The 18,896-nt window shown below is 43.5% G+C and carries 24 protein-coding genes; 17 read left to right on the forward strand and 7 right to left on the reverse strand.

The window, feature by feature from the left end:
• The first annotated feature begins 35 nt into the window (after nt 1-35).
• The 12 genes from AACR75_RS12135 (at nt 36) to AACR75_RS12190 (ending at nt 9,137) form a co-directional block, all read left to right on the forward strand.
• Nucleotides 36-530, forward strand: coding sequence for a chemotaxis protein CheW (locus AACR75_RS12135; protein ID WP_013856372.1), 495 nt, complete (start codon nt 36-38; stop codon nt 528-530).
• Nucleotides 506-1,030, forward strand: coding sequence for a DUF2802 domain-containing protein (locus tag AACR75_RS12140; RefSeq protein WP_081989641.1), 525 nt, complete (start codon nt 506-508; stop codon nt 1,028-1,030). The genes AACR75_RS12135 and AACR75_RS12140 overlap by 25 nt, the downstream gene beginning before the upstream one ends.
• Before the next feature lie 211 nt (nt 1,031-1,241).
• On the forward strand, nt 1,242-1,865 hold the full coding sequence (ccmA, locus tag AACR75_RS12145; RefSeq protein ID WP_047687984.1) for a cytochrome c biogenesis heme-transporting ATPase CcmA: 624 nt from the start codon (nt 1,242-1,244) through the stop codon (nt 1,863-1,865).
• Nucleotides 1,862-2,530 (forward strand): heme exporter protein CcmB, encoded by a 669-nt coding sequence (gene ccmB / locus AACR75_RS12150; RefSeq protein ID WP_013856375.1) that lies wholly within the window; start codon nt 1,862-1,864, stop codon nt 2,528-2,530. The genes ccmA and ccmB overlap by 4 nt, the downstream gene beginning before the upstream one ends.
• 111 nt (nt 2,531-2,641) lie before the next feature.
• On the forward strand, nt 2,642-3,394 hold the full coding sequence (locus AACR75_RS12155) for a heme ABC transporter permease (protein WP_019280903.1): 753 nt from the start codon (nt 2,642-2,644) through the stop codon (nt 3,392-3,394).
• 2 nt (nt 3,395-3,396) lie between these two features.
• On the forward strand, nt 3,397-3,603 hold the full coding sequence (gene ccmD, locus AACR75_RS12160; protein ID WP_013856377.1) for a heme exporter protein CcmD: 207 nt from the start codon (nt 3,397-3,399) through the stop codon (nt 3,601-3,603).
• On the forward strand, nt 3,600-4,085 hold the full coding sequence (ccmE, locus tag AACR75_RS12165) for a cytochrome c maturation protein CcmE (RefSeq protein ID WP_013856378.1): 486 nt from the start codon (nt 3,600-3,602) through the stop codon (nt 4,083-4,085). Before ccmD ends, ccmE begins: the two co-directional genes overlap by 4 nt.
• Entirely contained in the window at nt 4,082-6,037 is a 1,956-nt protein-coding gene (locus tag AACR75_RS12170) for a heme lyase CcmF/NrfE family subunit (RefSeq protein WP_017045241.1), read from the forward strand. The genes ccmE and AACR75_RS12170 overlap by 4 nt, the downstream gene beginning before the upstream one ends.
• A complete protein-coding gene (locus tag AACR75_RS12175; RefSeq protein WP_047687820.1) occupies nt 6,038-6,589 on the forward strand; it encodes a DsbE family thiol:disulfide interchange protein in 552 nt (183 codons plus the stop codon). It abuts the gene before it with no gap.
• Nucleotides 6,589-7,086 (forward strand): cytochrome c-type biogenesis protein, encoded by a 498-nt coding sequence (locus AACR75_RS12180; protein WP_013856381.1) that lies wholly within the window; start codon nt 6,589-6,591, stop codon nt 7,084-7,086. Before AACR75_RS12175 ends, AACR75_RS12180 begins: the two co-directional genes overlap by 1 nt.
• Nucleotides 7,086-8,303, forward strand: a complete 1,218-nt coding sequence (ccmI, locus tag AACR75_RS12185) for a c-type cytochrome biogenesis protein CcmI (RefSeq protein ID WP_047687821.1) — start codon at nt 7,086-7,088, stop codon at nt 8,301-8,303. Before AACR75_RS12180 ends, ccmI begins: the two co-directional genes overlap by 1 nt.
• Nucleotides 8,304-8,372: 69 nt before the next feature.
• Complete coding sequence (locus AACR75_RS12190) at nt 8,373-9,137, forward strand: MlaA family lipoprotein (protein ID WP_047687822.1); 765 nt, start codon at nt 8,373-8,375, stop codon at nt 9,135-9,137.
• Between the two features lie 33 nt (nt 9,138-9,170).
• Here AACR75_RS12190 and AACR75_RS12195 read toward each other — a convergent pair whose 3' ends face one another.
• From AACR75_RS12195 to sodB, 3 genes are all read right to left on the reverse strand, one after another.
• Entirely contained in the window at nt 9,171-9,797 is a 627-nt protein-coding gene (locus tag AACR75_RS12195; protein ID WP_370685854.1) for an SDR family oxidoreductase, read from the reverse strand.
• Nucleotides 9,798-10,030: 233 nt separating this feature from the next.
• Nucleotides 10,031-10,534, reverse strand: coding sequence for a VC2046/SO_2500 family protein (locus tag AACR75_RS12200; RefSeq protein ID WP_047687823.1), 504 nt, complete (start codon nt 10,532-10,534; stop codon nt 10,031-10,033).
• A 122-nt stretch (nt 10,535-10,656) separates the two neighbouring features.
• Nucleotides 10,657-11,241, reverse strand: a complete 585-nt coding sequence (gene sodB, locus AACR75_RS12205; protein WP_010318866.1) for a superoxide dismutase [Fe] — start codon at nt 11,239-11,241, stop codon at nt 10,657-10,659.
• Nucleotides 11,242-11,483: 242 nt separating this feature from the next.
• On the opposite strand from sodB, the gene AACR75_RS12210 reads away from it, so the two are divergent.
• Both AACR75_RS12210 and AACR75_RS12215 read left to right on the forward strand, forming a co-directional pair.
• On the forward strand, nt 11,484-11,816 hold the full coding sequence (locus AACR75_RS12210; RefSeq protein WP_010318865.1) for a Grx4 family monothiol glutaredoxin: 333 nt from the start codon (nt 11,484-11,486) through the stop codon (nt 11,814-11,816).
• A gap of 83 nt (nt 11,817-11,899) precedes the next feature.
• On the forward strand, nt 11,900-13,852 hold the full coding sequence (locus tag AACR75_RS12215; RefSeq protein ID WP_047687824.1) for a DNA topoisomerase III: 1,953 nt from the start codon (nt 11,900-11,902) through the stop codon (nt 13,850-13,852).
• A gap of 74 nt (nt 13,853-13,926) precedes the next feature.
• Here the strand turns inward: AACR75_RS12215 and AACR75_RS12220 are convergent, their stop codons facing one another.
• Nucleotides 13,927-14,154 (reverse strand): hypothetical protein, encoded by a 228-nt coding sequence (locus tag AACR75_RS12220; RefSeq protein WP_026028272.1) that lies wholly within the window; start codon nt 14,152-14,154, stop codon nt 13,927-13,929.
• Between the two features lie 536 nt (nt 14,155-14,690).
• Here AACR75_RS12220 and AACR75_RS12225 point away from each other — a divergent pair.
• Nucleotides 14,691-14,945 (forward strand): helix-turn-helix domain-containing protein, encoded by a 255-nt coding sequence (locus AACR75_RS12225; RefSeq protein ID WP_045545705.1) that lies wholly within the window; start codon nt 14,691-14,693, stop codon nt 14,943-14,945.
• A gap of 324 nt (nt 14,946-15,269) precedes the next feature.
• Here AACR75_RS12225 and AACR75_RS12230 read toward each other — a convergent pair whose 3' ends face one another.
• Nucleotides 15,270-16,115, reverse strand: a complete 846-nt coding sequence (locus AACR75_RS12230) for an alpha/beta fold hydrolase (protein WP_047687825.1) — start codon at nt 16,113-16,115, stop codon at nt 15,270-15,272.
• Nucleotides 16,116-16,222: 107 nt separating this feature from the next.
• Here AACR75_RS12230 and AACR75_RS12235 point away from each other — a divergent pair, with 107 nt between their 5' ends.
• Nucleotides 16,223-17,113, forward strand: a complete 891-nt coding sequence (locus tag AACR75_RS12235; RefSeq protein ID WP_331415534.1) for a LysR family transcriptional regulator — start codon at nt 16,223-16,225, stop codon at nt 17,111-17,113.
• An 88-nt stretch (nt 17,114-17,201) separates the two neighbouring features.
• Here AACR75_RS12235 and AACR75_RS12240 read toward each other — a convergent pair whose 3' ends face one another.
• A complete protein-coding gene (locus AACR75_RS12240) occupies nt 17,202-17,663 on the reverse strand; it encodes a GNAT family N-acetyltransferase (protein ID WP_047687827.1) in 462 nt (153 codons plus the stop codon).
• Between the two features lie 304 nt (nt 17,664-17,967).
• Between AACR75_RS12240 and AACR75_RS12245 the strand changes: the two genes are divergently transcribed.
• A complete protein-coding gene (locus AACR75_RS12245; RefSeq protein WP_047687828.1) occupies nt 17,968-18,348 on the forward strand; it encodes an HVO_A0114 family putative DNA-binding protein in 381 nt (126 codons plus the stop codon).
• A 10-nt stretch (nt 18,349-18,358) separates the two neighbouring features.
• Here AACR75_RS12245 and abiEi read toward each other — a convergent pair whose 3' ends face one another.
• Nucleotides 18,359-18,886, reverse strand: coding sequence for a type IV toxin-antitoxin system AbiEi family antitoxin (abiEi, locus tag AACR75_RS12250; RefSeq protein ID WP_047687829.1), 528 nt, complete (start codon nt 18,884-18,886; stop codon nt 18,359-18,361).
• Nucleotides 18,887-18,896: the final 10 nt, after the last annotated feature.

An 18,896-nucleotide genomic window follows, 5' to 3' on the forward strand; every position in this document is an offset into this window, starting at 1 on the left:
CATTGATGTCGGAATCGACTTAGAGAGGAAAAGGTATGTCTCAGACTAACGAAGTAGAAGTAAGAAAAGACAAGTCTAACGACGAAGTGCTTCAGTGGGTGACGTTCCAACTAGAAGAAGAAACATACGGAATTAATGTAATGCAGGTACGTGAAGTACTCCGCTATACAGAAATTGCACCGGTACCAGGTGCTCCTGATTATGTTCTTGGCATCATTAACCTACGTGGTAATGTTGTGACCGTCATTGATACACGATCTCGTTTTGGCTTAATGCAAGGTGAAATCACGGATAATACACGCATTATTGTGATTGAATCTGAGCGCCAAGTGATTGGTATTTTAGTCGATAGCGTTGCGGAAGTAGTTTACCTACGTTCTTCTGAAATCGATACTACACCAAGTGTTGGTACTGATGAGAGCGCTAAGTTTATCCAAGGCGTGAGCAACCGTGACGGTAAGCTATTGATCCTTGTTGACCTGAATAAACTGCTAACTGAAGACGAGTGGGACGAGATGGTCCACCTATAATGAGCGAAGCTATGTTGTTCAGTGCTCCTGTTATTCTTATAGGGAGCGCGGTTTTTGTTGTTGTATTTTTGTTGCTGGTGTTACTTCGTGTACGTCAGGGACTTGCCCAACAGATTGATCACCAAAGACAACAAGCCCGATCGTTAGATAAGGAGTTGCAAAAGGCGAATAGACAGCTGTTGGAAATACGCTCAGTTGCTATTGGTCTTGGCCAAAAAGTGACGGATCAGCAGGATCTCATCCAGCATTTAAACGAGCGAATTACTGAATTGGAACATGTTGATACGGATGGGCGTTTATACAGCCGAGCGACAAAAATGGTCCAACTCGGTGCTGACATCAATGAGCTTATTAAAGAGTGTGAGCTACCTAAAGCTGAAGCTGAGTTGATGATGTCCTTGCAGAAGAAAATTGCAGGGCATGAAAGCATCCCGCCACTGAGTAGTCACCCGGAAGGTCGCGAGTCGGTGCAAAGTACGAGGCGACCTGCAAAAAAATAGTCGAAAGAGCGAAACTAGAGAGGGAAGCCAATGGCTTCCCTCTCTAGTTTTGAATGTGGTTAAATGTAGCCATAAAGTAGTAAATGAGACAGAAAATAATTAAAAATTAACAGTTTCTTACCTAGTTTCGTGACTGGTAATAGTCTTATTATGTTTTGTCTTAGGTGTGGTGTGCTAATATAGCGGCTCAAATTTCTCGATTTAGATGCACATGCTTGAAGTAAATAACCTGACCGCAATTCGTGATGAAAGAGTTCTGTTTGAAGCACTTAGCTTTGTGATTCATGCTGGCGAATTGGTGCAGATTGAAGGACGGAACGGCACAGGTAAAACGACCTTACTACGAATTATTACCGGGTTAGGTGATAGAGAGGATGGTTCTATTTTGTGGAATGGCATGAATATTGAGTCTAATCGTGATGATTACCACCAAGATTTACTGTTTCTTGGTCATCAAACTGGGGTTAAGCGCGATTTGACGGCATTCGAGAATCTTTATTTTTATCAATCAGTGCATAATGCAGAATCGTCTTCTCAAGAGATATATCAAGCCTTGGCTAAAGTGGGTTTAGCTGGCCGAGAAGACGTGGCTGCAGGCCAGCTTTCTGCCGGACAACAGCGCCGAGTTGCGCTGGCTCGTTTGTGGCTCAGTCAACAAAAGTTGTGGATTTTAGATGAACCGTTAACTGCGATTGATAAGCAAGGTGTCAAAGTGTTGGAAGCCTTATTTCTAGCGCATGCGCAACAAGGTGGCATTGTTGTATTGACCACACACCAAGATATGTTTGCTCACTATCCGCAATTGCGAAAAATTAAATTGGGGCATGAGTCATGATCGTGACCATGGGGATGATCATCCGTCGTGAATTATTGATCGCCTTTCGACGTCAAGCCGATATTTTTAATCCACTGTGGTTTTTTATCATAGTGATCACCCTATTCCCGCTGAGTATCGGCCCAGAGCCTGCTTTGCTCGCCCGTATCGCTGCAGGTATTGTTTGGGTTGCGGCGTTACTGTCGGCGCTACTATCACTTGAGCGTCTGTTTCGCGATGATTTTCAAGACGGGTCACTTGAACAAATGATGCTGATCCCAGTGCCATTACCCATAGTCGTTATTTCAAAAGTCGTGGCTCATTGGTTATTGACTGGACTGCCTTTAATTTTAATTAGCCCATTGTTAGCCGTATTATTGTCATTAGATTTTAATACGTGGCTTGCAGTTGTATTGACTTTGTTCATTGGCACGCCAACGTTGAGTTTTATCGGTGCTATTGGTGTTGCATTGACCGTAGGCTTGCAAAAAGGTGGCGTGTTGCTGAGCCTACTGGTCTTACCCTTGTATATCCCGATTTTAATCTTCGCTACATCAGCTATTGATGCAGCATCGCTTGGCATGCTCTACAACGGTCAATTGGCTGTTTTGGGGGCAATGTTTATGGGCGCGATAACATTAACTCCATTTGCTATTAGCGCAGCATTGAGAGTCAGCGTTAACTAAATTAAGTACGAACGATATTTTCAGCAATGCATTTGAGCGTTGCGTATCAACAACACAATAAACTGAGCAGACACATGCTCAGAAGCAATGAAGTAAGAGTGAGACAATACAATGTGGAAATGGCTCCATCCCTATGCAAAGCCTGAATCCGCCTATCGGCTATGTGGAAAGTTCCTGCCTTGGTTTGCAGGGCTCGCTATCTTATGCCTGGTAGTCGGTAATATCCTTGGTTTAGCTTATGCTCCGGCAGACTATCAACAAGGCGACAGCTTCAGAATCATTTACATTCATGTCCCTTCCGCCATTTGGTCAATGGGCATTTATATGTCGATGGCGATTGCGGCTTTCATTGGTCTAGTTTGGCAATTAAAACTGTCAGACATGGCCGCTGCTGCAATGGCGCCCATCGGTGCGGTATTTACGTTTATTGCGTTAATTACTGGAGCAATTTGGGGCAAACCGATGTGGGGTACCTGGTGGGTATGGGATGCTCGTCTGACGTCTGAGCTCATTTTACTGTTTCTCTATTTGGGAGTGATTGCGCTTTACCACGCTTTCGATGATCAAAAAACAGCCGCAAAAGCCGCAGGTCTGCTGGCCATCGTTGGTGTGATCAATCTACCTATCATTCATTTCTCCGTTGAGTGGTGGAATACCCTGCATCAAGGTGCCACGATTACTAAATTTGAAAAGCCTTCCATATCCAGTGACATGTTGTGGCCACTGCTGCTCAATATTTTTGGTTTTGCTTTCTTTTTTGCTGCGGTCACTATGGTCCGCTTACGCAATGAAATTATCAGTAAAGAGAGCCATCGCCCTTGGGTTATCGAATTGGCAACCCTTCAAACACAGAAAGGTAACTGATCATGCATTTTGACTCTTTGAGTGATTTCTTGGCGATGGGCGGTTACTCCGCCTATGTATGGAGTGCATTTGGCATTACCTTTTTATCCATGTTTATTTTACTGATGCTCAGCATCAAGCGTGGCAAAACCTTGTTGCAAGATGTGCAAGCAAAGGTTGAACGCCAAGCCAGAATTGATGCTGCAAAGCATATGGAGAACACCTTATGACCCCAAGACGTAAAAAAAGACTCACCATTATTTTGGCATTGATTATTGGGGCTGGTGCCACCATTGGTTTGATGTTGTATGCACTCAATCAAAATATGGACCTTTTCTATACGCCGACCGAGCTTGTACACGGTAAACCCGATGGGACAAAGCCAGAAGTGGGTCAACGGCTACGCATTGGCGGCATGGTGGTGGTGGGCTCTGTGAAAAGAGATCCGGGTTCACTAAAAGTAAGATTTCAGCTCCACGATGTTGGTCCAAATGTGACGGTCGAATATGAAGGCATCTTACCCGACTTGTTTAGAGAAGGTCAGGGTATTGTTGCGCAAGGCGTATTGAAAGATGCCACCACAGTGGAAGCGTTTGAAGTGCTAGCCAAGCATGATGAAAACTATATGCCACCGGAAATTGCTGAAGCAATGAAGAAAACGCATGAGCCGTTAACCTATAGCTCGGAACAAAAACAAGGAAGTGCTCAATGATTGTTGAAATAGGACATTTTGCCCTTATTGTTTCACTTGGGCTTGCCATATTACTCAGCTTACTTCCACTTGTTGGTGCTTCTAAAAACAATACTATGCTGATGAATACTGCGCGGCCATTAGCATGGGGAATGTTTTCATTGCTATTGGTCTCATTTAGCATTTTGCTGTGGGCATTTTATGTCAATGACTTCACGGTACAATACGTGGCGAGTAATTCGAATAGTCAATTACCCTGGTATTACCGTCTAACAGCGGTGTGGGGGGCGCATGAAGGTTCATTATTGCTGTGGGTTTTAATTCAAGCGGGATGGACTGTGGCGGTGGCTACCTTTAGCCGTGGTATGCCTCAAGAATCTGTGGCGCGAGTCTTATCCGTTATGGGGCTGATCAGCGTTGGATTCTTGCTGTTTGTCATCGTGACTTCGAATCCATTTTTACGCACCTTACCCTATTTCCCAATTGATGGTCGTGACTTAAACCCGCTGCTACAAGATCCTGGGCTAATCATTCACCCACCCATGTTATACATGGGATATGTTGGTTTTTCAGTCGCATTCTCATTTGCGATAGCCTCTTTGATGACCGGGCGTTTGGATACTGCATGGGCCCGTTGGTCTCGTCCTTGGACAACTGCGGCGTGGTTATTTTTGACATTAGGTATCGCGCTAGGTTCGTGGTGGGCTTACTACGAACTTGGCTGGGGTGGCTGGTGGTTCTGGGATCCAGTAGAAAACGCGTCGTTTATGCCGTGGCTTGCGGGAACGGCATTGATGCACTCACTTGCTGTGACAGAAAAACGTGGCACATTCAAAGCTTGGACAGTGTTACTGGCAATTTCAGCATTTTCGCTCAGTTTACTGGGCACATTCTTAGTGCGATCTGGTATTTTGGTTTCGGTACACGCATTTGCATCCGATCCCGCTCGTGGCCTGTTTATCCTTGGGTTTTTGGTGTTTGTCATCGGTGGCTCACTGCTATTGTTTGCCGTTAAAGGTGCGGCAGTGCGCGTCCGTGGCAATGCTGAATTGATCTCGCGTGAAAATGCGCTGCTCTCCAACAACATCTTATTAATCGCGGCATTGGTGGTGGTGTTGGTTGGCACCTTGTTACCTTTAATCCACAAGCAGATTGGCCTTGGTTCCGTATCAATAGGAGCGCCTTTCTTCAACATGCTGTTTGCATGGCTAATGGTGCCATTTGCATTTTTGCTGGGGATCGGTCCACTGATCCGTTGGAAGCGCGATAATTTTTCCAAGCTTTTGAAACCGATGTTGATTTGTGGCCTGATGGCGTTGATTCTTTCGGCGGTTATGGTGTACCTGCTAGCTGAACGCTTTAGCTTGATGGCATTTATCGGCTGGGTCATGGCGTTTTGGATCATCTTGCTACACGTTGTCGAGTTGCACCAACGTGCGACACATCGTCATAGCTTTATGATAGGGGTGACTAAACTACAACGTAGCCACTGGGCCATGATGTTAGGCCATGTTGGTCTTGCCGTTACTGTGATTGGTATTGCGATGGTGCAAAACTACAGTATCGAGCGTGATGTTCGTCTAGCACCTGGGGAATCTTTTGAAATCCAACAATATAACTTTTATTTCAAAGGGTTAAGGGATAAAGATGGCCCGAACTATGATGGTTATATTGCCGATTTTGAAATTACGCAGGATGGGCAATACGTGAATACACTCCATGCGGAAAAACGCTTTTATCGTACTGCCAAGTCAATGATGACTGAAGCGGCCATCGATCGTGGCATCACTCGCGATTTGTACATTGCAATGGGTGAGCGATTAGAAGATGGTCGTTCATGGGCGATCCGAATTTATTACAAACCATTTGTACGTTGGATCTGGGCTGGTGCTTTATTGATGTCATTAGGTGGTGCGTTAGCCATCAGTGACAAACGCTACCGCTTTAGAAAAAGCTCCCAACAGGAGGCGTAGATGAACAAGAAAATTCTATTTATTCCATTGGCGGCTTTTCTTGGTCTAGTTGCCGTGTTTGTTACTCAGTTGGTCAAAAATACCGAAGGTGATGATCCCACAAAATTGGAGTCGGTTCTGATTGGTAAGTCTGTGCCTGAATTTCGTTTGGAAGATTTAGCTGAACCCGGCAAGCTGTATGACCAAGCGATATTTAAAGGCGAGCCTTTGCTGCTGAACGTCTGGGCAACTTGGTGCCCGACCTGCTATGCCGAACATCAATATCTCAATCGGTTGGCGGGTGATGGTGTAAAAATTATAGGCTTAAATTATAAAGATCAACGAGATAAAGCGGTTCAATGGTTAAATGAGCTAGGTAATCCTTACTTGATCAGCCTGTTCGATGGTAATGGTATGCTAGGGTTAGATCTCGGCGTTTACGGTGCGCCGGAAACCTTTCTCATTGATGCCAACGGCGTTATTCGTTACCGCCATGTGGGGGATGTTAATCCAACCAATTGGCAAACAACTTTGCAACCTATGTATCAGAAACTTCTAGAGGAAGCGAAGTAATGAAGCGTTTTATATTATCGATCATTGCTAGCTTTGCTTTGGTATTTTCTGTGCAATCTGCAATTGAAGTGTACGAGTTTGATAATCCACAGCAAGAGCAGCAATTCAAAGAGTTGAGTAATACATTGCGTTGTCCAAAGTGTCAAAACAATACTATTGCCGACTCAAATGCTGCATTAGCACAGGACTTACGTAATAAAGTCTATGAAATGACCAAGCAAGGTAAGTCTGAACAAGACATTGTTGACTACATGATTGCACGTTACGGCAACTTTGTGACCTATAACCCACCGTTGACTTTGGCGACTTCCATCTTATGGCTAGGTCCTTTGAGTGTGGTGTTCCTGGGTTTTGGTTTTATTGTATTACGCAGCAAACGTCGTAAAGCATCAACCGCTCAAAGTGGTGAAGTTTGGGATGCCGAAAAGGAAGAGCGATTAAATCAGTTGCTCGCCGAAGACGCGGTTGATGATGAGAAGCATGGAGACAAACAATAATGACGTTTTTTTGGTTATCTACCCTCATTCTGACCTTCTTTGGTTGTGTCTTCATTGCACTGCCGATCCTCAAAAACAGAGCGAACAACGATGCAGCGCTGCGTGACGAATTGAACAAAGCGATCTTTAAAAACCGCCTTGCAGAGTTACACGAAGAGACGCAAGAAGGGTTGGTTGACAGCGAACAAGAGCTGATTGCTGATCTGAAACAGTCGCTATTGGATGATATTCCTGCGCAATCGGTGCAAGGAAATTCTTCACATGTATCACCGATGGTTGTTTTGATCCCCTCGATTTTATTGGTCGTCATCTTAAGCTATGGCTTTTACCTAAAATTTGGCGCGGCTAGTCAAGTAGAGCAGTGGCAGAAAGTGAACGCTAACTTACCTGCACTCTCAAAAAAAATGATGTCACCAGAAGGTGCCGCCTTAAGTGATGATGAGATGAATGATCTCACACTGGCGCTGCGCACTCGTCTGCATTATCAGCCTCAAGATGCGACCGGGTGGTTGCTGCTTGGACGTATTGGACTTGCTAACAGAGATATAGAAACATCGATTGGCTCAATGAAGAAAGCGTATGCGTTAGATCCAAAAGATGCAGATGTGAAGTTGGGCTATGCGCAAGCATTAATGTTGTCACAAGATGAGCTTGACCAAAATCAAGCACGTGAAATTTTAACGGCATTAGTACAACAAGATTATGTTGATCTACGCGTGTTTTCACTACTTGCGTTTGATGCGTTTGAACGCCAGGATTACCCAGTGGCGATGAAGTATTGGCGATTAATGCAGCAGATGATTGGCCCTGAAGATAGCCGTTATGAGATGCTTTCGCGCAGTATTGAAAGAGCACAAAGCAAAATGCAGCCTAAAGCTATCGATGGGAAAATGGTTCCTGTCACCATCTCACTCGGTGATGGTGTGACTCTTGAACAAAATGCAGTACTCATAGTCTCTGTGCACAGTTCTGATGGTGCACCTATGCCTGTTGCCGCAGCGCGTTATCCACTGACTCAATTCCCTATTAAGGTTGTGTTAGATGATAGCAATAGCATGGTTCAGGGTCGGAAGTTATCCGACCTTGCACAGCTTATTGTTCGAGTACGCTTGGATACGGATGGCAATGTTTCAACCAAACAAGGTGATTGGTTTGGTGAAAGTGCTCCCATGAGCCTCGGTCAACCTGTTGAAGTTGTGATCAATAAGCAGTATTAATAGCACTTATATACAATTAACGTATTGATAGGCCGATGTCTCATCGGCCTTTATACATGGAAATAAATAATGATAAGCCGCCTATCCCGACTGATATGCCCTATGCTGTTCCTTTTCGTATTAGCAGGGTGTGCAAGCGCTCCGGATTCAACGTCAGCCGAATCAAATCAAACGCAGTCGGGCGATCCTTTTGAGGTTTTTAACCGATCAATGTGGACAATCAACTACGATTATATCGATCCATACTTGGTTCGCCCTGTTGCGATTGCCTACGTGGATTACATTCCACACCCCATTAGCAAAACGATCGCCAATGTTCTGTCAAACCTTGATGAACCTTCAAGCATTATCAACAACATATTGATGGGTAATGGTACGAAAGCCGTTGACCACTTTAACCGCTTTTGGATTAATAGCACCTTAGGCCTGTTTGGGATGATTGATATTGCGTCAGAAGCGGGCATCACCAAACACAATGAAAAAGCGTTTAGTGATGCGGTAGGCCATTATGGTGTTGGTAATGGTCCATATTTAATGATTCCTGGATACGGGCCCTACACGATTCGAGAAACCACAGATGTTGTGGATGGCTTGTATGTACCACTTTCTTATCTCAATGTCTGGGCTGGCCTAGGCAAATGGGCTCTGGAAGGATTGGAGACCCGAGCAAGGCTCGTTCCCCAAGAAGTGACGTTGGAAAACTCCCCAGATCCATATTCATTAACTCGCGATGTTTATTTACAACGCCAAGATTTTAAAGCAGAAATTGATACCCAAACGTATGATGAATCGGAAGAAGAGTATCTTGACGATTATCTGGAAGAAGGGTTTTAATCATACCCATGTAGGTCGGCCTTGTACTGCTAGCTAGGCCGACATCACACGTCCGCTAAAGTATTCGTTAGCGACGATGTATTCCGTATTGCGGATCAATTCATCTTGCAGCTCAGCCCAATGGGGCTTCTCATCTACATCACCTTTTGCGCTAGGCACTACGCCTCCGACCCTTATGTTGAAAGGGGTTAGTTCTTTTGCCCAACTCTGCGTGAAACCAGAAACCATAGAATTCGCATTTTCAATTCCCGCTAGGTCATACTCATCATTTTGAGAAATGACGTTCACAATCACACCTGGTTTGTTGTTAATACGCATTCGCTCAGCACTTGCTTGACCAAAAGTGAATAAAGTTGAGGCCATCATGGCGAGCTTCTGAAGAAAGACTTCAGCTCGTTGTTCACCTATCAAGGGTGGGAGGGATGCGTTTGGCCAATTATTGACCAGTACATCCGGTGCCCCATGATAGGTTTGATCAATAAAATCGAACAGCCGATGGATCGTTTCTAAAGAGTAATCTGGTGTGTGGTAATAATGAACATCCTGAGAGATCGCTTTGCAACGAGCAAAGGTTTCCATTAATCCAAATTTGTCTTGGTCACACAAAATAATTTTTGCACCTAAATGTGCGAAATGAACGGCCAGCGTGCTACCAAGCATCGAACTTGCTGAAGTGATTAATATTATTGCACTTTTTATATCCATTGGGTGCCTCACCCTATTGTTTGTTTTATTGTTGTAGCGGGATTTAGTCTCAATAGGATGGTTGATTAACTGTGGGTAGGGTGTGAATAACATCAAATTACTCAGCCTAAGCGAGCGTGGTATGTGTTTTTTTTGGTCATACTCACATTCTGATCTAGAGAATGTCGTTTTGTGTTACATACAAGACATCAAACTTGGGTGCGGATCTGATCTCGCCGGTGGGCAACGGTGAGTTGAACCGACAGATCGGCAACTAAGAGCTCAACGTTTGAGTGGGAGGCAAGATGCCTTCGCTCATGTCCTGACAGATTAAGATATACCTCTTCGGGTAAATCATGCGTATCTTCAGGCAAATAGGCGAGTACTTCAGGAGTCAAGTAGTGGCTGAGTTTCGCACTGGCGAGTCCTCCGTGATGGAAAAGCTCGGCCTGTTTTGCTGAAACAGCGTAAGAGCTTTGGTCGGAACGCAGTGCTTGAGGCTCCGTAAGCTCAAATCGCTTACGTAACAATTCATCGCTAGTGGGTGGGTTTTCAATACGTTCAACAGGAGTGTTGTCGCGTACATCGTTAGAAAACATCGACAGTATGAGTGCAGAGTCCGCACGGCGTCCTTGCTGGACAGCATGGCTTAGCCCCGAGCCAAATTGAAGCTCGTTTATAATACTGGCTTTATCTAATGTATGTACTTGCATTTGCCTCTCCAACCGATGCATTTTTAGCGGCGAGAAAGCAGATAACTTTAGATAAAATAACAAAAAAGCCTGCGACAAAGCAGGCTTTTCATATGACTAAATACCAATCCAAGGGGAAAAGGTTATTTTGCTAGGTTTTCTGCAACGAATGCCCAGTTAACCAGTGCCCAGAAACCATTCATGTAGTCAGGGCGTAGGTTACGGTAATCGATGTAGTAAGCGTGTTCCCACAGATCAACCGTCAGTAGCGGAGTCACACCTTCGTGAGTCAGTGGTGTGGCTGCATTTGAAGTGTTGATGATCTCTAAAGAACCATCCGCATTTTTCACCAACCAAGTCCAAGATGAACCAAAGTTATTGATCGCTGAGTCAGTGAATTTTGCTTTAAAAGCTTCAAAAGAACCAAATGCGGCGTTGATTGCGTCTGCAACGGCACCTGTTGGTTCGCCACCTGCATTTGGTGCAAGGCAGTGCCAATAGAAGGTGTGGTTCCAAATTTGAGCGGCGTTATTAAATACGCCACCAGTTGAAGTCTTGATGATCTCTTCGAGAGATTTACCTTCAAATTCAGTGCCAGGGATAAGGCCGTTAAGCTTCACAACGTAAGTGTTGTGGTGCTTACCGTGGTGGAAATCTAGTGTTTCGGCTGAAATGTGTGGTTCTAGAGCGTCTTTAGCGTAAGGCAAAGCTGGTAATTCGAATGACATTGCTCGATTCTCCGTTGTGTAGAAAGAGTGAAAGTCTCTTTCAGTAGCTTCCAGATATTATAATGATATTCGTCGATACGACTGACTTGAAGGTATTTTAGCAAGTTTTTACTTTATTAAAAGTCCTAATGTTGAAAATTGTTGTATAGGCAGGATATCCATAAATAATATGTGCTTTTTATTCTCTATTAATGATTTAGAATGTCAGTAACAAACCGCACTATCCCCATTAAGAGGAAGCAATGGAAACTATTGATAAAATTAAACAGCAACTTGAAGAAAATGCCATTCTGCTATACATGAAAGGCTCTCCTAAGCTACCAAGTTGCGGATTCTCTTCTCAAGCTGCGCAGGCTTTGATGGCTTGCGGTGAGAAATTTGCTTATGTGGATATTCTGCAAAACCCAGATATCCGCGCTGAGCTGCCTGTATACGCACAGTGGCCTACTTTTCCACAATTGTGGATTGAAGGTGAGTTGATTGGTGGTTGTGACATCATTATCGAAATGTTCCAAAAAGGCGAACTGCAACCTTTAGTGAAAGAAGCCGCTGCACGTGCAGGCAATGAAGAGTAATACTGTATAAAATAACAGTTTTTCTTGATTTATTAAGGTCACATTGGTTAATGTGGCCTTATTTTTTGCGTTGATTTGAGTTTATGACCCGTTTATTCATTGCTGAAAAGCCCAGCTTAGGGCGCGCTATAGCCGATGCTCTGCCGAAACCACACAAGAAAGATCAAGGTTTCATTCGTTGTGCGAATGGCGACATCGTTACTTGGTGTATTGGGCATTTACTCGAGCAAGTTGAGCCGGATGTTTATGATGAACGCTATAAAAAGTGGAATTTACTCGACTTACCTATCATTCCTTCACAGTGGCAGCTTAGACCGCGCAAAACATCGAGCAAACAGTTGACTGTGATTCGTCAGCTTTTGAAAGAAGCATCGCAAATTATCCATGCAGGAGACCCGGATCGCGAAGGGCAACTATTAGTTGATGAAGTGATTGATTATTGCAAAGTAAGCCAAAGTAAAAAAGAGCAAGCATTGCGGCTACTGATCAGCGATTTAAACCTTCCAGCCGTGCAGCGTGCACTGAAACAGATGCGCAGTAACCGCGAATTCATCCCTTTATCGGTTTCAGCGCTCGCGCGTTCAAGAGCCGATTGGTTGTATGGCATGAATATGTCACGGGCTTATACTTTGCTGGGGCAGAAAGCGGGCTATCAAGGTGTCTTGTCGGTTGGACGGGTACAAACTCCTATTCTCGGGCTTGTGGTACGTCGGGATGAGGAGATAGAAAACTTCATCCCGCGAGACTATTTTACATTACATGCGTTAATCCCTTATCAAACTGATCAAGTGGCGTTTGATATCCGTGCGCGCTGGAAACCCAGCGCTGCTTGTCAGCCGTGGCAAGATGAAGAAGGGCGAGTCTTAAACCGCAAGTTGGTGGAAAATGTCGCACAGCGCATCGCAGGGCAACCCGCCACAGTGATTGAAGCCGAACAAAAGCAAACTAAGCAAGCCGCGCCGTTACCTTATTCCTTATCTGCACTGCAAATTGATGCAGCGAAGCGCTTTGCAATGAGCGCCCAGCAAGTGTTAGACACTTGCCAATCTCTGTATGAGAAGCATAAATTAATCACCTATCCGCGCTCAGATTGTCGTTACTTACCACAAGAACATTACGCTCAAGCTTCGTCAGTAACTCAAGCTATCGCGTGCAACGCCAAAGAGTTGTTAACGGCGGTCAGTGGCGCAAACTTAGCTCTTAAATCCAAAGCATGGAACGATAAGAAAGTGGACGCGCACCATGCCATTATTCCCACACCAAAGCAGGCATCCGTCAATGCCTTGTCGGGAAATGAGATGAAAATATACCAATTGATTGCGCGCCAATACTTGATGCAATTTTATCCCGCCGCCGTGTACGCGGAAGCCAAGCTGGTGTTTGATATTGCGGGTGGCTTTTTTGTTGCGTCAGGGCGACAACTGGTTGACACCGGTTGGAAGAGTTTGTTAGGCAAAGTCGATGAAGAAGAGAACGGAGTCGATGCCGTTCCACCACTGAGTAAAGGGACGGTGCTGACGTGTCGAGAAGGGGAAATTCACGATCGAAAAACCGAGCCTCCTCGTCATTTTACTGAAGCGACTTTGCTACAAGCGATGACGGGAATTGCTCGCTATGTTGAAGATAAAGAGCTGAAAAAAATCTTACGTGAAACCGATGGTTTGGGTACGGAAGCGACGCGAGCGGGGATCCTTGACACTTTATTCAAGCGGCAACTCTTAACACGTCAAGGTAAGCTGATTCTAAGCTCGCCAGCGGGAAGGGGTTTAATTCATGCGCTGCCAAATGAATCAACTTATCCTGATATGACCGCCCATTGGGAGCATCAATTGCAAGCGATGGCTGAACGTGGGCAAGCGTATCAACCCTTTATGCAAGTGCTGCAAGAGCGCATTATTCAGATCATGGAACAGGCGAAATCGGGCGCAGTGCCAGAGTCGCTTCGCTCATTGCCTAAAGTGGAGCGCCCTGCATTCAAACGAAAGACACGTAAATCCAGCAAAACCACGCGTTATCAACGTAATTCGGCTCAATAAAATGACATCAAAGAATCGGTCGCTAAGTAAGCAGAGGCCTGTGAATTAGGTAAGATGTTCACCGACCTGACGAGCTAATTATCACATTTTCGATAAAAAAGGCTGGTATCCCAATCGGTTACATTGTCAGTCACTTTGCCGACAAGTGGTAGTAAACGCCACGCCTCGCGCTCTTGAAAAGGGTGGCTTGTTATCACGGCAAAACCAGCAATACAGCATCTTCCACCTTTAGAACGGATAAACTGGGCAATCGAGCTGACCGCTTCTTCACTGTAGGATTCAATCTTATAGAGATGGCTCATACATTTCTCCTCTCTAACCATGTCATTAATTACGACATAACCGCTGAATAATGGGAAGCATATTTGATGCCAGTTTCTAAAAAATACACCTTTGGTATGTGATGAATGGAGAGGGTACTTATCTAATGAATGGCAACTGGTGCGTGGAATAAAATATCAGTATGAGAAAATGATGTTAATCAGATACGAAAAAGCCGCTGTAAAAACAGCGGCTTTTCTTAAAAGTGGCGGAGAGATAGGGATTTGAACCCTATCTCTTTGAAAACCTATATTTATCAAGCTCTTGAGTTTGTTAGCTTTCTTCGATTATCAATCAAATGTCGCGTTGACAGTTGTGAATCACATTTAGTATACAAAAACAGCTTAACTTAGCAAGTGAATCAAGCAGATAACTCGATAAAATTTTATAGGAATTTGCCTACTAAGAGTACTAGGGGAAACCGTATCCACTGTATAAAACAATGCTAATTTTAACCCCCATAGAGGATAAATGTGATATTATCCTCTATGGGGGTTAAAACGTTCTGGAGAGTACAATGTTGATTACGGGTCCCAAGCAGTTAGGCATATACCTGAGAGATATCCGTCGAAATCAAAAGCGCAATCAAACCAAAGTCGGCGATATTGTTGGCTTAAAGCAAACAACCGTATCCAAATTGGAACGAGATCCTGCCTCTTCAAGTATTGAGAGCTTAATGCGTCTTTTGTCATCTCTCGACCTTGAGCTACATATTGAAGATAAGTCTGCAAGCAGAGAGAAAGCCAAGTTTCGTGATGCTGACGATTGGTAAATCGTCTTAAACGAAACCAATATCGAAGAAAGCAGCCAGAACCTTGTAATAGTAACATCTACACATAAGCGGGAGATGGATGAGATCGTCGGTGATTACTAGGTTGACCTCAGCGGAAAGTTCTAGTGAATCATGATCCATGCTCAATGTTATAGACTAACTTGTAAATCTCAATATGTGTCCAGACGAATCGCTTGGTGATCACAGATGAATTGCAGCTTCTGAAACTCACAATTGGACAAAAGCTTGTTACAAGCCGAACTACTCAAACGAATACCGCCTTCAATATTCTAACTGCCAGTTGTGCATAATTATGAAATTTCACTAATGTTCAAATACGCTTAAAATCGTATCAACAAACTTATCTGGTGCTTCAAGCATCGGCGTATGTGATACATCTTCTAACTTAATCAGTTGTAATGACTGAAATGCGCCATCAATACTTTCCCAAGTTTCAATCGGAGCAATACTAAAATCGAGCACTCCATTAATGACGGTGACATTTAAGTCCGATGAAAATTGCGTAAGATCTATATCTCGGAATATTTCGCCCCAAAGCTTATCCAGTAGGGAGGTGTTCATTTCAACATCATCCCATAAAGATAACTCATCGAATGATGGGTCTTTCCATCTCATTGGGCCCAATCTTCGACAGATATGTGAAAACTTACGAGCAGGTTGTCTGGCAATGTCACTTTCTAGCTTAGCCATACTTATATCTAGCAACTTTTTTCTCTGTTCGGAGGCGTTTGCTGACCAATAATTAAATTGCTTTTCCTGCATATGACCCGACAGGTTTGGTGCTACACCAACCACTATTAACTTTTCAATCTCAATGTTGGCGTAACTTGCAAAGTGCATAGCCATATAGCCGTGGCCTGAATGCCCTAGTATGCTAACTTTGGTCAAGTTAAGACTATCGCATATTGCTTGGATATCACGGGTGATAATTTCTAAGCTGATCGATTTGACAGGCTTCGCAGCATGACTCTTGGCGAATCCACGATGATCCACATACACACAAGTAAAATTCTCATGCAATGCCTTAGGAATAATTTTTTTATAATAGTTAACACTACCAATAATCAACAGGTATGGCCCTGAGCCATATTGCTCGACATTAAGCTGATAGCCCCCTCGTTCAACTGCAAATTTTTTACCATTAGTCATAATTCTTAGCTCATTTTATTGCTTGAATTAATTACTCTACCGAGTTAAACATTTCAAATAAATGGGCTAAAATGAAACTAAATAACCTATAAAATGGGATAGTTGTGTTGGAGAGAATTGATAATGGTTGGTTGTATACTTTCATGTGTGTTTATGAACATCAAAGCTTTGCTAAAGCCTCGGAGTATCTTGATACGCCTAGCTCTAACGTGAGTCGGCACATTCAACAGCTTGAATATGAACTTGGTAGTAAGCTGTTCTACAGAACAACAAGGCGAGTGACTCCTACGCCAATGGGAGAGTTACTTTTTAGTGAAATAAAGGAGCCACTCTTTAATCTCAACCAATCACTTCAAAATATCACAGCGGCGTCATCCTCGCTAAAAGCAACAGTTCGTATGAGTGCTCCAGATATTCCAGAAATTGGTGACGTACTGGCCGATTTCCTTACTGAATATACAAACATCCACCTTTCATGCGAGCACAGCACCTCAATAGAAAGTGCAATCAAGGGAAGTCCTGATGTCATTATTAGTTTCGAACGAGGTGTTTTGGATGATAGAGATTGGATTTCAAAGCCCATTTACCAGTGGGAAAGTGTTGTCTTAGCTTCCCCAAAATGTATTAAGCAATACGGCTTACCTAGCACTATTTCTGAACTAGAGACTCTTCCATGCATTTCCAGCTACAAAGCCTTTAACGGTAATCCATGGATATTTAATGAACCTACAACAAACACGATTTTACGATTTGCGCCAAAGACAAAAATTGATGTTGATGGTGGTTTTATTGCTAAAGCTATTGCGATTCGAGGATTAGGCTTTGTAGCTCTTCCCAAAACTTTTTGCTCGCAAGAGGTTTCTTCTAATCAGTTGCGAGAAATCAAATTAGATTATCCACTATCACCACTCACGCTATTCATTCATTACCGTGCAATAAGTTATCACTCATTCATTACAAAAAGGTTAGTTGAGTTCATATTAAATCGAATATCTTGATAACTCGTTTTGGGGCAAAAGTTAGTCAAGTCAAAACAACGCTCGTGTATACGGAAACGCCCAAAGTTATTAGCTTTGGGCGTTTCTTCTAACAAACCTGGTTACGACAAACCGAGCTTTGAAGTGTCATATGCAGAATTGGAAAAGGTTTTCCCATATCATCAAGTGGCGAGCGAGAAACGACTTTGAACCCCATATGCTTGTAGAATCCTACTGCCTGTGGGTTTTGTTCGTTTACATCGACTTTGGTTGCACCTAACTGCTCTATTGCGTATTGCAGTAGCACCTTACCTACGCCTTGCCTTCTTGCTTCGTTTAGGATGAAAAGCATTTCAATCTTTGAGTCGTGGATACCCACGAAACCTTGAATTAGACCACTTTCATTTTTAACACATCTTAAAGTGACAGCAGGAAAAGCCTGCTCGATGATAATAGGTTTAAAAAACGCAATATCTTCTTCTGTTATGAAGTCATGAGTAGCTCGGACTGAATTTTCCCAAACATTAAGCATTTCTGCGTAATTTTTAGGAAGCACATTTTCTACAATCATTGGGTTTCTCTATAGTTGACTGAAATTGATGTGCAGCCGCGAGAGCGCACTTTACCGAATAAATATATGTCCGTCCATCTAGCAGCGACATTACTTTTATTTGGGAAAAGATCAATAATCAGCGCCTGTATTAGTGGCGAGGCTAACACCGATTGGGGCATATGTGATTTAAGGCAACTAAGAAGGTTCCCTTCCGAGTTATCAGTATGATTTGAGGCACCCAAAGATTAACATTTGCATAGATGCTGAAAAATCCATATGTTACTGATACTTATTACTATAATTCACACACGAAGGGAAACGAATGAAAGCTCGAATCGGAATTGTGTCAGAAGACACCATTCGTCAACATATGATCAATGTCGCTACTGGAGCAGTTCAGCAGAGCGAAGATATTCCCAAACTCTGGTTCACATCATTGGATGAGGTTTCAAAGGTTCTCAGCAGAGATAATGTTGAACTGATGCTTCTAATAGCAAAGGAGAAACCACATAGCCTTACTGAACTAGCTAATATAAGTAAAATTGATATCTGTGAGCTAGAAAATACAATCAAAACGCTTTCATCAAAAGGCTTTGTGCGTATCGAAAAGCAAGGAACAGCTTCGCGACCAATTGCTCTATTCTCCGATTTTGAGATTGTCTTCGGACAAGAGCTAGAGAATGGACTGCGAGGTAATCGATAGATAATGTTATTCAGTCCAACTCATTGCATAGCATATGAGTATTTCTACCGACGCGTTTTAAGTCTCGAATTGCCGCCGATTCCCTTGCGATTCTTAATGGTCTATCGTAAAGAATCGTATTGTTCAGGATGTCAATGTCACTACGTTCAGTATGTGTAAACTCGATAACACCATATGGCGTTTTAAAAGTCCCTTTTCTTCCCGTTGTCATCACTGTCAAACGATCAATTGGGATTTGAGAAATAGCACCATACTCTGAAAGAGCGGATTCAAGTGAGATGTAGTTATATTCACCACGTCTAAGGCTTTTTACAACATATTCAATGGTATAGCCGCCTTTATGACGACTTAAAGCAAAAACATAGACCCCTCTGCATGCTCGCTCTAGCACTCCAAATTTGATCAAACGCGATAAGCTCTGCTTAAAAGCTTCGGCACTGTCATCAAAAAACACTCGCCGTAGATTACCTTTGGTATAGACATAAATTCCCTGCCTATCGAATTTGTACAATCTTTGTAAGGCGGTCTTAATGTCCATGCTAGCGATC

The sequence above is a fragment of the Vibrio sp. ZOR0018 genome (assembly GCF_963865925.1).
In the GTDB taxonomy this organism is placed as follows: domain Bacteria; phylum Pseudomonadota; class Gammaproteobacteria; order Enterobacterales; family Vibrionaceae; genus Vibrio; species Vibrio anguillarum.

Excerpts from the sequence above, each read along its gene's own strand:
- AACR75_RS12135 (WP_013856372.1), top strand. The coding sequence starts at position 36 with ATGTCTCAGACTAACGAAGTAGAAGTAAGAAAAGACAAGTCTAACGAC.
- ccmA (WP_047687984.1), top strand. The coding sequence starts at position 1,242 with ATGCTTGAAGTAAATAACCTGACCGCAATTCGTGATGAAAGAGTTCTG.
- ccmB (WP_013856375.1), top strand. The coding sequence starts at position 1,862 with ATGATCGTGACCATGGGGATGATCATCCGTCGTGAATTATTGATCGCC.
- AACR75_RS12155 (WP_019280903.1), top strand. The coding sequence starts at position 2,642 with ATGTGGAAATGGCTCCATCCCTATGCAAAGCCTGAATCCGCCTATCGG.
- ccmD (WP_013856377.1), top strand. The coding sequence starts at position 3,397 with ATGCATTTTGACTCTTTGAGTGATTTCTTGGCGATGGGCGGTTACTCC.
- ccmE (WP_013856378.1), top strand. The coding sequence starts at position 3,600 with ATGACCCCAAGACGTAAAAAAAGACTCACCATTATTTTGGCATTGATT.
- AACR75_RS12170 (WP_017045241.1), top strand. The coding sequence starts at position 4,082 with ATGATTGTTGAAATAGGACATTTTGCCCTTATTGTTTCACTTGGGCTT.
- AACR75_RS12175 (WP_047687820.1), top strand. The coding sequence starts at position 6,038 with ATGAACAAGAAAATTCTATTTATTCCATTGGCGGCTTTTCTTGGTCTA.
- AACR75_RS12180 (WP_013856381.1), top strand. The coding sequence starts at position 6,589 with ATGAAGCGTTTTATATTATCGATCATTGCTAGCTTTGCTTTGGTATTT.
- ccmI (WP_047687821.1), top strand. The coding sequence starts at position 7,086 with ATGACGTTTTTTTGGTTATCTACCCTCATTCTGACCTTCTTTGGTTGT.
- AACR75_RS12190 (WP_047687822.1), top strand. The coding sequence starts at position 8,373 with ATGATAAGCCGCCTATCCCGACTGATATGCCCTATGCTGTTCCTTTTC.
- AACR75_RS12195 (WP_370685854.1), bottom strand. The coding sequence starts at position 9,797 with ATGCTTGGTAGCACGCTGGCCGTTCATTTCGCACATTTAGGTGCAAAA.
- AACR75_RS12200 (WP_047687823.1), bottom strand. The coding sequence starts at position 10,534 with ATGCAAGTACATACATTAGATAAAGCCAGTATTATAAACGAGCTTCAA.
- sodB (WP_010318866.1), bottom strand. The coding sequence starts at position 11,241 with ATGTCATTCGAATTACCAGCTTTGCCTTACGCTAAAGACGCTCTAGAA.
- AACR75_RS12210 (WP_010318865.1), top strand. The coding sequence starts at position 11,484 with ATGGAAACTATTGATAAAATTAAACAGCAACTTGAAGAAAATGCCATT.
- AACR75_RS12215 (WP_047687824.1), top strand. The coding sequence starts at position 11,900 with ATGACCCGTTTATTCATTGCTGAAAAGCCCAGCTTAGGGCGCGCTATA.
- AACR75_RS12220 (WP_026028272.1), bottom strand. The coding sequence starts at position 14,154 with ATGAGCCATCTCTATAAGATTGAATCCTACAGTGAAGAAGCGGTCAGC.
- AACR75_RS12225 (WP_045545705.1), top strand. The coding sequence starts at position 14,691 with ATGTTGATTACGGGTCCCAAGCAGTTAGGCATATACCTGAGAGATATC.
- AACR75_RS12230 (WP_047687825.1), bottom strand. The coding sequence starts at position 16,115 with ATGACTAATGGTAAAAAATTTGCAGTTGAACGAGGGGGCTATCAGCTT.
- AACR75_RS12240 (WP_047687827.1), bottom strand. The coding sequence starts at position 17,663 with ATGATTGTAGAAAATGTGCTTCCTAAAAATTACGCAGAAATGCTTAAT.
- AACR75_RS12245 (WP_047687828.1), top strand. The coding sequence starts at position 17,968 with ATGAAAGCTCGAATCGGAATTGTGTCAGAAGACACCATTCGTCAACAT.
- abiEi (WP_047687829.1), bottom strand. The coding sequence starts at position 18,886 with ATGGACATTAAGACCGCCTTACAAAGATTGTACAAATTCGATAGGCAG.